The 14,092-nt window shown below is 65.8% G+C and carries 12 protein-coding genes; 4 read left to right on the top strand and 8 right to left on the bottom strand.

The annotated features are described in order from the left end of the window. Positions 1-98: 98 nt before the first annotated feature. From ACP16H_RS16590 to hemN, 4 genes are all read left to right on the top strand, one after another. Positions 99-983, top strand: a complete 885-nt coding sequence (locus ACP16H_RS16590) for a hypothetical protein (protein WP_425073365.1) — start codon at positions 99-101, stop codon at positions 981-983. Between the two features lie 26 nt (positions 984-1,009). Continuing rightward, positions 1,010-2,185, top strand: coding sequence for a hypothetical protein (locus tag ACP16H_RS16585; protein WP_425073364.1), 1,176 nt, complete (start codon positions 1,010-1,012; stop codon positions 2,183-2,185). Between the two features lie 72 nt (positions 2,186-2,257). Further along, positions 2,258-3,424 carry a hypothetical protein gene (locus tag ACP16H_RS16580; RefSeq protein WP_425073363.1) on the top strand — a complete coding sequence of 389 codons (1,167 nt, stop codon included), beginning with the start codon at positions 2,258-2,260 and terminating at the stop codon, positions 3,422-3,424. A gap of 275 nt (positions 3,425-3,699) precedes the next feature. Next, the gene (gene hemN / locus ACP16H_RS16575; protein WP_425073362.1) at positions 3,700-5,055 is read left to right on the top strand and encodes an oxygen-independent coproporphyrinogen III oxidase; all 1,356 of its coding nucleotides are present in this window, start codon (positions 3,700-3,702) and stop codon (positions 5,053-5,055) included. A 45-nt stretch (positions 5,056-5,100) separates the two neighbouring features. Here the strand turns inward: hemN and ACP16H_RS16570 are convergent, their stop codons facing one another. The 8 genes from ACP16H_RS16570 to ACP16H_RS16535 are packed head-to-tail and all read right to left on the bottom strand — an operon-like array spanning position 5,101 to position 14,092. After that, a complete protein-coding gene (locus ACP16H_RS16570; RefSeq protein WP_425073361.1) occupies positions 5,101-5,508 on the bottom strand; it encodes a c-type cytochrome in 408 nt (135 codons plus the stop codon). A 12-nt stretch (positions 5,509-5,520) separates the two neighbouring features. After that, complete coding sequence (locus tag ACP16H_RS16565) at positions 5,521-6,444, bottom strand: FAD:protein FMN transferase (protein WP_425073360.1); 924 nt, start codon at positions 6,442-6,444, stop codon at positions 5,521-5,523. A gap of 17 nt (positions 6,445-6,461) precedes the next feature. Next, complete coding sequence (locus ACP16H_RS16560; protein ID WP_425073359.1) at positions 6,462-6,995, bottom strand: nitrous oxide reductase accessory protein NosL; 534 nt, start codon at positions 6,993-6,995, stop codon at positions 6,462-6,464. Beyond that, positions 6,992-7,816: an ABC transporter permease gene (locus tag ACP16H_RS16555; RefSeq protein WP_425073358.1), complete on the bottom strand. Its 825-nt coding sequence runs from the start codon at positions 7,814-7,816 to the stop codon at positions 6,992-6,994. Before ACP16H_RS16555 ends, ACP16H_RS16560 begins: the two co-directional genes overlap by 4 nt. Continuing rightward, complete coding sequence (locus tag ACP16H_RS16550; protein WP_425073357.1) at positions 7,816-8,700, bottom strand: ABC transporter ATP-binding protein; 885 nt, start codon at positions 8,698-8,700, stop codon at positions 7,816-7,818. Before ACP16H_RS16550 ends, ACP16H_RS16555 begins: the two co-directional genes overlap by 1 nt. Next, complete coding sequence (locus tag ACP16H_RS16545) at positions 8,675-9,991, bottom strand: nitrous oxide reductase family maturation protein NosD (protein ID WP_425073356.1); 1,317 nt, start codon at positions 9,989-9,991, stop codon at positions 8,675-8,677. The genes ACP16H_RS16550 and ACP16H_RS16545 overlap by 26 nt, the downstream gene beginning before the upstream one ends. Further along, entirely contained in the window at positions 9,991-11,922 is a 1,932-nt protein-coding gene (gene nosZ / locus ACP16H_RS16540) for a TAT-dependent nitrous-oxide reductase (RefSeq protein WP_425073355.1), read from the bottom strand. Before nosZ ends, ACP16H_RS16545 begins: the two co-directional genes overlap by 1 nt. Beyond that, positions 11,915-14,092 (bottom strand): 4Fe-4S binding protein, encoded by a 2,178-nt coding sequence (locus ACP16H_RS16535; protein ID WP_425073354.1) that lies wholly within the window; start codon positions 14,090-14,092, stop codon positions 11,915-11,917. The genes nosZ and ACP16H_RS16535 overlap by 8 nt, the downstream gene beginning before the upstream one ends.

Raw genomic sequence — 14,092 nt, 5'->3', positions numbered from 1 at the left:
CCTGCCCCGTCGGCAGGAGGCACTGTTTCGTCATCCGCAGGACTCCGTGGAGCAGGATTTGCAACGGGAGGGAGACCAAGAGATGAACGAGATCATCAATGGCGGTTAAGGACATCCGGACAGCGCTCAGCCCTGTCGGCGGCATGAAGGTTCAGACGACCAAGCTGGCAGACAACATTCAATCCATGACCACATCCGTCGGGTTGCTGCAGCAGACGGTAACGGCGGTCCAGTCCGGCGATGCGCTGGTGCGCCAGAAACTGGGGCCGATCCTGACGCAGTCCGTGGTGCCGCTGCTCCGCATGGGGCAGTCCGCAGAGACGGTCCTGTCGGTGGTCGCCGGGGACATCCGCCAGTTCATCGGCGACGTGCAGACCATCACCAAAGCGGTGGAATCCGACGCCGACACACCGGCCGAGGCGGTCCTTCAGATCTATCTCGCGGCCATGGCGAACGAAGCAAACATGGTGCAGTCCTCCGCCAAGCAGGCAAGCACCCTGCTGACGTCCTACAAGAATACCGCCGATCAGGCCGAGGCCGCGCTGAACACCTATAGCCAGACCTTGATCCAGCAGGACAAGAAGCTGGCGCAGGAGGCCGCCAACCTGCGCCAGCAGATGCACGACATGACCAGCGGCAATTGCTGTAAGCAGATCGGGCATGCCTTCCAGATGGCCTTTGGCCACCTGAAGCGGGATCTGGAGGAGAAGTCGAGAGAAATCCGGCAGTTGGAATACGTCGTGGCGATCAACGAGGAGGCAGTATCCGGCCTGACCCAGATGGTTCAGCGCCTCGCCGATATTTCTTCGGTCGCGTCGGCGCTCCAGGTGTCCTGGGAAAGCGTGTCGGTGAACGTCTCCGGCCTTGGGTCGGACCTTGCAACTGTGCTGAAGGACACCACCCGCGCCGAGCTGCAAGGCGACCTGGCCTACGTCAATTCGGATTGGCAGGCGATCCTCGCCACGCTGAACAAGATTACCTGAGTTCAATTTCCAAAGGAGATTTTCTGATGACTGCCACAGCCAACACATCCGCCGTCGTGCAGGCGCTCGGCACCGGCGACCTGAAACAGCATGTGGGCAACCTGGGTGCCTACCAGCAGATCATGCAAGCCTTCGTGAATTATATCACCTCGGTCGGCACGCCGCCGCATTTGCCTGCCAACGACGACGTCGATGCCAAGATCACGAATGCCGCGAACGCGGCAATCGACCAGCTCGGCACCGATTTCAAGGCCGCTCAGTCCGTGGCCAGCGGGCTCAGCACCCAGATCAACGGGATCACGGATGTGGTCACCGATGCCGGAACCTATACCCGGCACAGCGAGATCACCATCGCCCAGATCCTCGACGCCGTCCTCGCCTACAAGAAGGGCGATCCGCTCGACAAGGATCAACTGGCCTCCGACCTGAACCGGATGGAGACGAACGCCCGCCGCCTGCAGGAAGAGGTCAAGAAGGCCCATACGAACACCGATGGCGCGGTCAAGCAGCTGCAATCCTGGGAAGCGACGCTGAACACGGATTTCCAGGCGCTCCAGACCGCCATTCCCCCGGCGGACGGCAAGGCGCTGAACCTTGACACCCTGACCGAAGCGCAGGCCGCCCAGAAATTGCAGGATCAGGTCTCGAACCTGAACGACGAGATCGACAGCCTCCAGAACGACATCAACTGGCTGACCTTTGGCGAGATATCGGTGGGCATCGTCGGCGGCCTGATCGCGGTCACCAATTTCTGGAATCCCATCGGCTGGGTCGCTGCGGGCCTGACGGCCTTCGGCGAGGTCGAGATGGTCGGCAAGAAGGCGCAGGACATCGCCCAGAAGAACACCGACCTGCAGAAACTGGCGCTGACAGAAGACGAGCAAGCCATCCTGCACCCGCTGTATTCCATCAAGAACGCGGTGCGCCGCCTCGGGACCGGGGTAGATGCCGCCGAGAAGATCTCGAGCCAGCTGGAATCCATGGCCAATGATTTCGCCGCTGCCGCCGGGGACATCGACACTTTCCTCAATGACCTGACGGCCAATGCCTCGGCTGACGATCTGGAACAGGACGCCGAATACGTCAAATCCGACTACGACGCCCTGCAGAAACTGATCTCGGCCCTGCTGACGCCGGTGCCGGTGCAACAGGTCACGCAGGAACAGATGACCAAGGTCGTGAACGCCAAGTCCGGCAGCTGAGACCCGAGGCCGCGCCGATGCACGGTCTTGCCGGGCGGCGCGGCACCCGCAACCTTCATCGAGGAGCTCCCCATGAGCGCCAATATTTTCGACATACCCGATCCGCTCGTGGCCCAGGTGACGCAGGCTTCGGCCCTTGGGCAGAACACCCTGATCGCGAACCGGCTGCTGGAGAACCCGGTGCCGCAGATCAACACGGACAACGGCACGCTGGACAAGGCGCAGATCGCGCTGGTGGTCGACGCCATAGATACCCATTACACAAATGCCGTCGAGATCGCCGGCCAGTGGCAGCAAAGCGATCCGGTGTCCGGGCTGGGCTCGGTGCGGGATCTCGTGGTGACCACGCTTCAGGAATTCGAACGCTTTGCCCAACATGTGCAGGCCGAATACGGCAAGCTGGTTCAGGCCGCCTACGAGAAGGACGAAACCCGGGTCACCTCGGAACTGGAACGTTTCAAGAGCATCATCGAAATGGTCCTCGCCAACACCAAGGGTGCCAAGACGGCTGTGAAAAACTACCAGGATGCGTTGAATGGCGCTCTGCACGCCTTCGACGACGACTTTCCCCGGGTTCTGGCACAGGTCGGCGCGGCGGCGGACAAGATCGGCCAGTTGAAGGCCAAGATCTCCAGTCTCGAATCCGACATTGCCGCGAACAATGCCGCGGTGATCAACACGGTGATCGACACCGCCGGAACCGAGCTGGTGCAGGGCGTGACGCTGGCGTCCAAGGCCGCGGCAGAAGACCTCGGCGGGACCATCCTCGCGGGGGTCCAGATGGGCGTGGCCTATGTGAAGGGTCTGAAGAAGGTCATCGAGCTGAACCAGAAGACGCTGGATGACATCCTCGCCATCCGCAAGGCGGGTCTGAGCCTCGGCGAGGATGAACTGATCCTCGTGCAACTGATGAACATCGGCACGATGCTCAGCGGGCTTGGCGCGACGCGCGGGCTGTCGCTGGACATCGTCGGAGACATCATCGACTGGTGGGATGCGATGGACACCGCCATTGGCAACGTCCTGCAGCAGGGCGGTGCCCCGTCGGGTCATATCGACACGACGAATTACTCTCCGGCGACCGTGGACAGGAAGAACCCGGATTTCCCGCCGTGGAACGTGATCTTCCCGACCGAACATGCCTCTGCCGTCTTCGACAAGGTGATGACGGTCACGCCGATGGTCTTTGACGACGACACGGTGTTCGAGGTCCTGGGCAGCAACGCCGCGATGGCCTGACACGCGCGCCAGCACGCCGATGCTGCACGCAATCTGGCCCCGGCGGTCCTTCCCGGCCGCCGGAATGCTTTTGCCGAGGCGGTGTCGCGCCTCTATTGGGCCATGCACGGCCACTTGCCCTGGTTCCGTCCGGCGCAGCGGTGACGCCTGACAGGCGCGCCACCCGCTTTCCGGCCTGCGACCCGCGCCTCCACGCAGATCACGCACAGGCAAAAAACTCGTCCGACTTGACCGACCTCAAGTCGCCGCCCCGTGCAAAGGTGCATATCACCAGCATGAAACAGATCGACCGCCTTGGATCCCTCGGCCTCTTTGACGCCCGGGTGCCCCGCTACACCTCCTATCCCACCGCCCCGGTCTTTTTACCGCAGGTGGGTGCCACGCAACAGGCCGCGGCGCTGGCCGCGCTCGACCCGGACGATCCGGTGTCGGTCTACATCCACATCCCGTTCTGCGAACGGCTGTGCTGGTTCTGCGCCTGCCGCACGCAGGGCACGCAGACCCTCGCCCCGGTCGAGGCCTACATCGGCACGCTGGAACAGGAACTGACCCTGCTGCGGGACATCCTGCCAAGGGGTCTGCGCATGGGCCGGATGCATTGGGGCGGCGGCACACCGACGATCCTGCCGCCTGCGCTTATCCACCGCCTCGCCCGCGCGGTGAAGGCCGTGCTGCCGCCCGCCGACGATTGCGAATTCTCGGTCGAGATCGACCCCACCATGGTCGACCGCGCCAAGATCGCCGCCCTCGCCGCCGAGGGCATGAGCCGCGCCAGCATCGGCATTCAGGACTTTGACCCGCTGGTCCAGCAGGCCATCGGCCGCCAGCAGCCTTTCGACGTCACGCGCGCCTGTGTCGACGACCTGCGTGCCGCCGGGATCGGCTCGCTGAATGCCGACCTCGTCTATGGCCTGCCGCACCAGACGGCGGCACGCCTCGCGGATACGGTGGACAAGGTTCTTGACCTCGCCCCCGACCGCATCGCGCTGTTCGGCTATGCCCATGTGCCCTGGATGTCCAAACGGCAGAAACTCATCAAGGATGCCGACCTGCCCGGCGACCGCGACCGCTTTGCCCTGGCGGAGCTGGCGGCAGAACGCTTCCGCACGGCGGGGCTGGAACCCATCGGCATCGACCACTTCGCACGGACCGGCGACGGGCTGGCACAGGCCGCGCGCTCTGGCCACCTGCGGCGCAACTTCCAGGGCTACGTGGACGATCGCTGCGCCACGCTGATCGGGCTGGGCGCGTCGTCGATTTCGCGTCTGCCCGGCGGCTACATCCAGAACGCCGCCGCCACCCCCGCCTATGTCCAGCGGATCGAGGCCGGTGCGCTGGCGGGCGCACGCGGCCACATGCTTGGCGCCGACGACCTGCTGCGCGCCCGCGCCATCGAGATGGTGATGTGTGATTTCCGCCTCGATCTTGGCGCGATGCGTCAGGCTTTCGGCCCACGGAGCGAGGTGTTGCGCGCCGACATGACCCGGACCGCCGAGCGCTTCGGTGATCTCGTGCGCCTCGACGGCGACGTGATGGAAATCCTGCCGGAGGGCCGCGCGCTGACCCGGATCATCGCCAGTGCCTTTGACGCCTACAACGACACCGGCGCGCGCTACAGTCAGGCCTCCTGAGCGACGAACGGCCCCGGACATCCGCCGGGGCCGCCCCTCATGCCGTCACTGACCGAGGCTGGCGAGATAGGCGGCCATGTCCGCGCCGCCCGTCTTGTGCTTGTAGGTCATCGCGGACCTGGCCTTGGGATTGCCGGTCGCGGCGCGCACCCAGGCACGCGGGTCGGCGACATACTCGGCCAGCGATACCTCATCCCAGACCACGCCCGCCTCTCCGGCGGCTGCCATGTCCTTGCTGTAGGTGAACCCGTCGAGCGACCCCACCGGCCGGCCGATCACACCGAAGAGGTTCGGCCCGGTCTTGCCGCCCTTGACGATTTCGGTGCCATCTGCGGCGATGATCGAATGGCAGGCCTTGCACTTGCCGAAATCCGCCGCGCCCGCCGCCGGGTCCCCCGCCTGCGCGCCCGCGCCCCAAACCAGCAGCACCGCTGCCGTTGCGATAATCCTCATGTCTGTCTCCTTTCAGCTTCGGGATTGTTCCGGGATGAAGGACTCAAGCCGCACGCCGCGCGCGCCCGCCAGCAGCGCCCGCGCCGCGGCGGAGTCCCCTAGCAGGCACAGCCCGGTGGACAGCGCATCGGCCAGCGCGGCGCTGTCCGCCGAGACCGAGACCTGCCGACCTGCGCCCTCCACCCCCTCCTCCGCCGCCCCCCACGGGTTCAGGATATGCCCCTGCGCGCCAAGCCGCGTGCCATGGCTGGCCGATGTCGCCAGCGCCCGGTCGCGCAGCACCAGCCGTCGCGACGTGCCCGCGATCCGAACCGGCCAGCCCCCCTGCCCTTCCGCCGTCCCCCGTGCCACGATCTCGCCGGTGTCGACCAGAACGTCCGCCAGCCCCTCGGACTTCAGCAGGCGCGTCACGCGGTCCGCGATATAGCCCTGCGCGATGCCGTTCAGGGTCAGCGCCTGCCCTTGGCCCAGCACCACCGCCTCCGGCGCGAACCGCACCCGGTCGAAACCGATCCGCTCCCGCGCCTTGGTGATGCGGGCCGCCTGCGGTGTCCTGCCCTGCTCCACCGCCTCCGCCATGACCCGCCACAAGGGCTGCACCGTCGGATCGAACAGCCCGCCCGTCACGCGATGCGCCACGCGCGCCACGGCCAGACAGTCCAGCAACTCGAAAGACGGTGCGTCCAGCCTGCCGTCGCGGTTCAGCCGCACCAGTTCCGACTCCGGTTGGTACAGGCTGAAAACCCCCTCCAGCCGCGCGATCTCCGCCCGCGCCATGGCGGTCAGCCGCGCCGCTTCGGGGTGGTCCATCAGGATCCGGGCCCTTGCCCCCAATGCGCGCCCCTCCCAGTGTTGCGTCTCCGCAGGCAGGGCCGTCGCCAGCCCCGATACGGTGGCCGCCAACAGGAAACGGCGGCGTGTGAAACCCTTGGTCATGGCTTTTGCTCTCCATGTTATCCGCCGGACAGACGGCTGAGCCGCGCGCCCATATCGTCGTGCTCCGATGCCGGGCGCTCAGATGCCTCCAGCACGTCCGCTGCCCGGATTTCGACAAAGGACCGCACCCGTCCGCCATGCTGCGCGGCAAAATCTCCGGCGGCTTCTGCGCTGGCAAAGGGCACCAGCTCGGCGCCGCCCATACCGCCGACCCTGTCCGAGCCGATCACATAGAGCGCCGCTTCCGCCCTGATCCATGGTCCCGGTTCGGCCCATGTCGCCCCCGTCATGTCCTGCACGTAGGTGACGCGCACCGCGTGGCTTTGCTCCGGCATGTGCAGGTAGGCCACCGCGTCCCGGACCTGACTGAAGAACAGCGGCGCGGGCATCCCGTCGAGGTGGACCTGCCCCTTCGGCCCGTCATGTTCCAAAAGGCTCATCTGGCAGTAGAAGCCCGCCGACTCCGCCGTGATCGCCACCGGGGCGGGCAGGTCGGCGACATCCTCCTTGCACGCCGCCAGGACCAATGTGGCCAGCAAAACCCATCTCATGCCATCACCCTCCCGAAACTGAGCCGCGCCAGAAGCGCCGCCGCGACGGGCCACATCACCAGGGAGGCCAGCGGCTTCCACACCGCGATGCTGTGCGCCGCGCCAGACAGCCCCGAGGCCGCGTCGACCGCCTCTGACGCTGCGAGATTGAACAGCCGGAAGGCATCCGCCGGGTTCAGCACCAGCGCCCAGGGAAAGACCTGCGTGGTGAACACCCCGCCATCGTCGGCAATGATCGCCGCCAAAAGCCCGAGGTCATACAGCACGATCACCACCAGCCACAACCCGATCGCCAGCGCCGCCGCACCAGAGGCCCGCCGCGACAGGCAGGACAGCGCGTGACCCAGCGACAGAAACGCAGCGCCCAGCAGGACGGAGGTCCAGACCAGCCGCCACAGCGCGCCCAGCCCCGCCAGCGCCGCCATGCCCCCGGCGGCAAAGCCCATCACCGCCGCCGCGCCATAGCCCGCCAGCACCGCCAGCGCGACCACGCCGGTCTGCGCGACCAGCTTGCCCAGCAGCAGCTCGCCCCGCGACAGCGGGTAGGTCAGGTGCAACGGCAGCGTGCCGCGCTCCGCCTCGCCCGCCACGGCGTCGAAGGAAATCAGTAGCGCGATCAACGGCACGAGGTAGACGGCCAGCGAGACGAGGCTCGCCACGATCACCGAGAGCGGATCGGCGGCCAGCCCCGTGGCCCCTGCCCCCGCCGCCGACAGGACCAGCGAGAACAGCACCATCATCGCCGCACCCACCGCCACCCATCGGTTGCGCAGCGCGATGCGGAATTCCAGACCGGCGGTCGACAGGATACGGCCCAGCATCACGCGGCCCTCCCGCTGATCTGTGCATAAAGCGCGTCCAGCGACGGCGGCAGCACATCCACATCCGCGATCAGGTCGCGCCGCGCCGCGATGCGCTCCAAAAGCGCCAGCTTGTCGCCGGGCGGACAGGCGATCACCAGCCGCCCACCCTCCGCACTTGCCTCCGGGAAGGCTTCTGCCAGAGGGCCGGTCAACCCCGCCCGTGCCACCAGATGCGCGATGACCGGCAGTGCCGCGCCTTGCCGCAGGCTGGCGAGCGTCCCTTCGGCCACCATCCGGCCGCCGGACAGAACCACGATCCGATCCGTGCGCGCCTCCAGCTCCGACAGGGCGTGCGAGGACAGCAGGATCGCCGTCCCCTGCCCCGCCAGGTCATCGAGCAGCGCATAGAAATCGCGGCGCGAGATCGGGTCGAGGCCCGAGGTCGGCTCGTCCAGCACCATCAGGCGCGGCGTGCCGATCAGCGCCTGCGCCAGCCCGACGCGCTGGCGCATCCCCTTGGAATAGCCGCCGATCCGTCGCCGCGCGGCATCGCCCAGTCCGACCTTCTCCAGCAGGCCTTCCGCCTCCCGTACATCACGCCCGCGCAGCCGCAGGTAATGGCGGATCACCTCCTGCCCCGTCAGCGAGGGGTGAAAGGCCGCGTTCTCCGGCAGGTAGGCGGTCAGCGTCCGCGCCACCGCGCTGCCGGGGGCCTGCCCCGCCACCTCGACCCTACCGCCGTCGGGTGTGAGCAGCCCGAGGATCAGTTTCATCAGCGTGGACTTCCCCGCGCCGTTGTGGCCCAGCAGCGCCACGCGCTCGCCCGGCTGCACCGTCAGCGTGACCGCATCCAGCGCGGTCTGCGCGCCGTAGCGCTTAGTGAGATTGCATAGGGTCAGCATCGTTTTCCCCGCCTCCCTTCACCCAGAGCGGTTCTGCCCTGGCAAACAGTTGAACATCCTCGGGAACCGCGCGGTCCGGAGCGGCGACCAGCGGGTGACTGTCCACCACGCCCCCCGTCCGAGCCGCCGGGAACTGCGACTGGCTCCAGCGCACCAGTTGCACCGCAGGCGCGCCCATCAAGAGCTTTGCAGCGGGTTGCGACCACAGGATGTGGTCCATCACGTCATTGGGCCGATAGGGTGAATCCGCCCGTGCGTCACCGTCGAGGTCAAAGGCCGCGTGATCCGACCAGTAGTTGCCGCGCCCCTCGAAACTCCACTCCACATCCGTCGTGCCGACGTATTTCACCTGGGTCCGGTTGCCGACAAAGGCATTGCCGGTGATCGTGTTCCTCTCAGACCCGGCGGTGAAATGAACGCCGATGTCACAGCCCTCAAACACGTTCTCTGCCAACAGGTTACGGTGCGAATTGTAGACAAAGGTGCACTTCCCGGTTCCCCCGGTGACGAGATTCCCGAAGATGTCCGATTGGTTCGTGTAGTTCAGCATCACGCCGTGATCGCGGTCGTTGATCGAGATATTGTCCCGCGCCACGATCCGGTCCGAATACATCATGGCAAAGCCCAGATGGTTGCCGATGGAGACATTCCCCGACACTTCGGAATCGTTCGTATACATGTAGTGCACAGCGAACCGCAGGTCGCGGAACAGGTTGTCCCGGTAGGTGTTGCGCTTCGAGGAATTCGAGAAGATCCCGTCGCGGCCAAAGCGCACCTCGTTGCCTTCGACCACCGATCCCGGCGCGTTCCAGACATAGATGCCGTTGCCACGGTCGTTCATCCGGGGCAGTCGCAGACCCTCGATCCGGTTGCCCTTGACCAGCGCGTCCCGCGCGCCGTGGATGTCCACGCCGACAAGGTTCCCGGTCAGGGTGTTGTCCATCACACGTGCCCCGCGCGCACGTTTCGTCAGTTTCACCCCGGCGTCGATCGCGTCGTGCGAGCGACCGGAGTTGGTGACGGCCAGCCGCCTGACCGTCACCCCTTCGGCATCCACCGTGATGACAGACCCCGCGCCGTGCCCGTCCACCACGGCCCCGGGCGCCCCCTCCAGCGTGAGGGGATGTGTCAGGATCACCGGGCCATCGTGACGGCCCGGCGCAAGGATCAGGACGTCCCCCTCCCCGGCCTCTGACACGGCGCGCGCCAGCGCACCGGGCTCGGCGGGGACGTGCAGGCGCTCTGCCCATGCGGGCGCGGCGAGCAGGCAGAGGAGGAGGACGAGGCGCATCAGATCGCCCTCGGCTCGACGAACATGCGGCCACGCATCTCCATGTGGAGCGCGTGGCAGAACCACTGGCAGTAGTACCAGTAGACGCCCGGTTTCGCCGCCTTGAAGGTCACGGAGGCCGTCGCCTGCGGTGCAACCTCCATCGCCACGCCGTGATTGTTCAGCGTGAAACCATGGGTCAGGTCGTCGATGTCATCGAGGTTGGTGACGATCACCGTGACCTCGTCATCCTGCTGCACCGTAAAGCTTTCCAGCGCAAAGGCCGGGGCCATGGAGGACATGTAGACGCGCACCTTGTTGCCGTCGCGGATCACCGCGTCATGCACGTCGTCGATATCCACGCCGTCCTTTTCGGCCTGCGCCCGCGCATCCGCCCACATGGGGTCGTTACGGTCCCAGATCGCCTTGGGGTTCACCACGGAGCGGTGGACGATGATGCTGTCATGCGGCTCGGCAAAGGTCGGGCCGTCGTGCATCAGGGTCAGCGCGTCACCGTCGATGGCAAACAGCTGCTCGTTCTCGGGCTTCAGGGGGCCGACGTTCAGGAATCGGTCTTTCGAGAACTTGTTCATCGAGATGTAGAACTTGCCGTCCGCTTCCAGCGTCTCGCCCATGGAGGTCGAGTTGTGGCCCGGCTGGTACTGCACGTCATGCTTGGTGATGATCGGGTCGACATCGGCACCGCCATAGGCCTGCACCGCCTTCTCGATGTTCCACATCACCACCTGGCTGTCGAGGAACAGCGTCGTCAGCGCGTTGCCCTTGCCGTCAAAGCAGGTGTGGAGCGGCCCGAGGCCCAGTTCCGGTTCGGCCACCACCGCCGAGCGCGGGTCGGCGTCGCTGTCGAACAGGGCGTCCAGCTTGCGCACGTCGATCACCGACACCGTGGGCGAAAGCTTGCCGTTGATGCAGAGGTGGACCTTGTCGGGGGCCATGTTCACGCCGTGCGGCGAGTTGGGGATCGGTATATACCGTGTATACTTCTTGTTCTGGCCCTTGCGGCCGTCGATGACCTTCACGCCGTTCAGCTCGGTGAAATCGCCCGCGGCGATGCCCGCCTCGATTTCCTTGATGTTGAAAACGACGACATGGTCCATCTCGTTTTCCATCATCTCGGCGAGGTTCACACCCATTTCCGAGTTGTAGGAGGTCGAGAAGGCGTATTTGCCGTCATAGTCGCAATCGGTGTTGTCGAGGTTGCCCGACACCATCACCTGCCATGCCACGGTCATCTCGTCGGCGTTGATCGCGGTGTAGAAGTTCACGTATTGCGACGGATCGTCCAGCACCTTGCCGTCATTGACCATCGGCACCTCGTCCTCGCCATTGGCGAACACGTAGTTCGTGCGCGGCCATTTCTGCGGGCGCAACCCGTGGATGGCCTTGGCGTTGGGAATGTCGATGATCTTGTCGGCCTTCATCACGTCGCAGCGCACCCGCGCCACCCGCGTATTGGCCTTGTCGTTCATGAACAGGTAGCGCCCGTCGTATTTGCCCTCGGTAAAGGACATGTGGACGTGGTGCAGGTCGCCGTTGTCATGCACGGTCTTGCCCTGCGCGGCGAGGTATTCCTTCGTCTGCGGCAGCATGTCCTGCGTCAGGATCTTGAGGCTCTCGTTGGTCGACCCCCAGCCGGTGGCCGAGCAGCGGTTGAAGACCGGCACGCGCATCAATTCGCGCATGGACGGGATGCCGAGGATGCGCATCTCGCCGGTCTGGCCCGAGGACCAGAAGCCGTAATACTCGTCCAGCTCGCCCGGTGCGGGGGTGGCGTGGGCCTGTGCCTTGGCTTCGGAGGCCGCCAGCGTCAGGGCTGCCGCGCCGCCCATCAGGCCCATTCGACCCCCGGTGCCGCCCAGCATCGCCGCGCCCGTGGCCGTGGCCCCCATGAAGCCGCGACGGCTGAGGCCCTTGTTTCCCGTGTCAGACATTCTGTGTCTCCTTCTTCGAAGCATTGGGATGATTGGTAAGCCCGGCCCTTGGCGCGGACTCGGGTTGGGACACCGCCGCACGCCGCTTCAACTGGCGGATCACGACGGGGCATTTCTGTTCGGATTGGTAAAGGACCTGGCAGTGCATGCAGTTCAGGCACTCGTTCGGGTTGATCTCGCCCGTGGGGTGGATCGCCTGGACCATGCATTCGTTGCCGCAGGTCTGGCAGGGGCTGCCGCAGTCCTTGTAGCGCTTGAGCCAGTCGAACATCCGCAGCCGCGCCGGGATCGCCAGCGCCGCGCCCAAGGGACAGAGGTAGCGGCAGTAGAACCGTTCCACGAAGAGCCCCGCCATCAGCAGCGCCGCCGCATAGGCGACAAAGGGCCAGGCGCGCATGAACTTCAGGATGATCGCGGTCTTGAACGGTTCGATTTCCGCCAGATGCTCCGCCTGCTCGATGGAGGCCAGCGAGACGCCGAACAGCCCGAGGAAGATCATGTATTTCACCGCCCAGAGCCGTTCGTGCAGACCCCAGGGCAGCTTCACCTGCGGCACGCCCAGGCGGCGGGCCGCGTGGTTGGTCAGCTCCTGCAAGGCACCGAAAGGACACAGCCAGCCGCAGTAGGCTCCCCTGCCCCAGAACAGCAGCGCCGCCGCGACCGAGAACCACAGGATGAAGGTCAGCGGATCGAGCAGGAACGCCTGCCAGCTGAACTCCGTGGTCAGCGCGCCGAACAGCGCCATGAGGTTGACCACCGACAGTTGCGCATTGGCGTACCAGCCCAGAAAGACCAGCGTCAGCGTCAGGAACCCGTAGCGGAACAGTTTCACCGCACGCTCCGACCGGGTGAGCTGCATCTGGAAGAAGAAGCCAAGCGTCAGAACCGCCAGCATCGCGGCCAGCACGGCGATTTCCGGTGTCTTGTCGCGCCAGATCTTCTGCCAGAGCGTGCTTTGCGCGTCCGTCTCGCTGACCTCTGGCGCGGCCTCCACCGCCACCGGCATCAGGAACCGCTGCGGCAGCTGGTAGCCCAGGTCGAAGGTGGTGAAGACCTTCTCGATCGCCGCCACGTCGCGCTGCACCAGCAGTTGCAGCCGGAAGGGTTTGGTCGGGTCGAACCCGCTGTCGGAAGGAATACGGAACAGGTCAGCTTCGGTGAACTTCGGCGCATCCTCCGCCGCGATGACCCCCATCCGCCGGTGATCCCGATCCCGGAAGCGCACCGACACATCGTCCTGGATCAACACGATCCGGTCGAAGATCCCGCCGCGCACATAGCCTGACCCCTTGAAGGAATAGAGCCCCCGACCGACCACCGCGATGGCATGATCGCCCTCCCCCAGCCAGCCGCGCAGGTTGGCGTGCTCCGCAGCCCCCAGCACCGCCTGCCCGATGGCGGGCACCGAAACCAGCGCCATCTGCATGTCGATGAAGGTGCTCTCGGGCGGCTCTGTCAGCGCGCGCGCCGCAGCCCTCGGGTCGTCCATGGCCGCAAAGGCGGCGTTGACCTGCCCCACGTCCAGCGACAGGCGGCGCACCGTTCCGTCACCCTCCATCTGCATCCAACTGTCCGGCGCGGACACGTCGGGGCGCAGCGCGAACTTCGGACCGTTGTCGGCCTCGACCGCCAGCCCGCCGAGGCCAAGCGACCGGGCCACCTTCAGGCCCGAGCGGATGATGCTGTCGTCGATCACCATGACGGTCACGGTCGCGCCCGAGATGATCTCCAGATCATGATCCGCACCCCGCGCCGCCTCGATCAGAGAGACACCGCGATAGGCGTCCATCATGGCGCGGATCTCGCGTTCGGGAATGCCGATCAGGACGATGGGCTCGGAATGTTTCACCAGATCGACGCCGAGGACCGTCGCGTCGTCCGACAGCGCCACGAGCGTGTGGATCGGCTTGCCGGAATACCCCGTGGTGCCGACGAAATCCGAGGTCAGGAAGACATGCCCAACCGGCTTGCCGCCTTTCAGGATCGGGGCCACGGCGATGTCGTCGCGGATCGGGCCAAAGCCATCGGCGCCCTCGACCAGATGGGCCGGATCGGCCCTGGCAAGGAACTGCGGCAGCAGCGCGTCGGTGCCTTGGGCACGGGCCGTCGCGGTCATCAGGACCAGCAGAAGCGCGGCGCGCAGGCAGGAAAGGAGTAAACGAAAGACCAT

It is taken from the genome of Sagittula sp. S175 (assembly GCF_049800975.1).
Taxonomy (GTDB): domain Bacteria; phylum Pseudomonadota; class Alphaproteobacteria; order Rhodobacterales; family Rhodobacteraceae; genus Sagittula.
The sequence above is the reverse complement of the archived record's forward strand: the minus strand, read 5'-3'. Positions and strand labels throughout refer to the sequence as shown.

Excerpts from the sequence above, each read along its gene's own strand:
- ACP16H_RS16590 (WP_425073365.1), top strand. The coding sequence starts at position 99 with ATGGCGGTTAAGGACATCCGGACAGCGCTCAGCCCTGTCGGCGGCATG.
- ACP16H_RS16585 (WP_425073364.1), top strand. The coding sequence starts at position 1,010 with ATGACTGCCACAGCCAACACATCCGCCGTCGTGCAGGCGCTCGGCACC.
- ACP16H_RS16580 (WP_425073363.1), top strand. The coding sequence starts at position 2,258 with ATGAGCGCCAATATTTTCGACATACCCGATCCGCTCGTGGCCCAGGTG.
- hemN (WP_425073362.1), top strand. The coding sequence starts at position 3,700 with ATGAAACAGATCGACCGCCTTGGATCCCTCGGCCTCTTTGACGCCCGG.
- ACP16H_RS16570 (WP_425073361.1), bottom strand. The coding sequence starts at position 5,508 with ATGAGGATTATCGCAACGGCAGCGGTGCTGCTGGTTTGGGGCGCGGGC.
- ACP16H_RS16565 (WP_425073360.1), bottom strand. The coding sequence starts at position 6,444 with ATGACCAAGGGTTTCACACGCCGCCGTTTCCTGTTGGCGGCCACCGTA.
- ACP16H_RS16560 (WP_425073359.1), bottom strand. The coding sequence starts at position 6,995 with ATGAGATGGGTTTTGCTGGCCACATTGGTCCTGGCGGCGTGCAAGGAG.
- ACP16H_RS16555 (WP_425073358.1), bottom strand. The coding sequence starts at position 7,816 with ATGCTGGGCCGTATCCTGTCGACCGCCGGTCTGGAATTCCGCATCGCG.
- ACP16H_RS16550 (WP_425073357.1), bottom strand. The coding sequence starts at position 8,700 with ATGCTGACCCTATGCAATCTCACTAAGCGCTACGGCGCGCAGACCGCG.
- ACP16H_RS16545 (WP_425073356.1), bottom strand. The coding sequence starts at position 9,991 with ATGCGCCTCGTCCTCCTCCTCTGCCTGCTCGCCGCGCCCGCATGGGCA.
- nosZ (WP_425073355.1), bottom strand. The coding sequence starts at position 11,922 with ATGTCTGACACGGGAAACAAGGGCCTCAGCCGTCGCGGCTTCATGGGG.
- ACP16H_RS16535 (WP_425073354.1), bottom strand. The coding sequence starts at position 14,092 with ATGGTCTTTCGTTTACTCCTTTCCTGCCTGCGCGCCGCGCTTCTGCTG.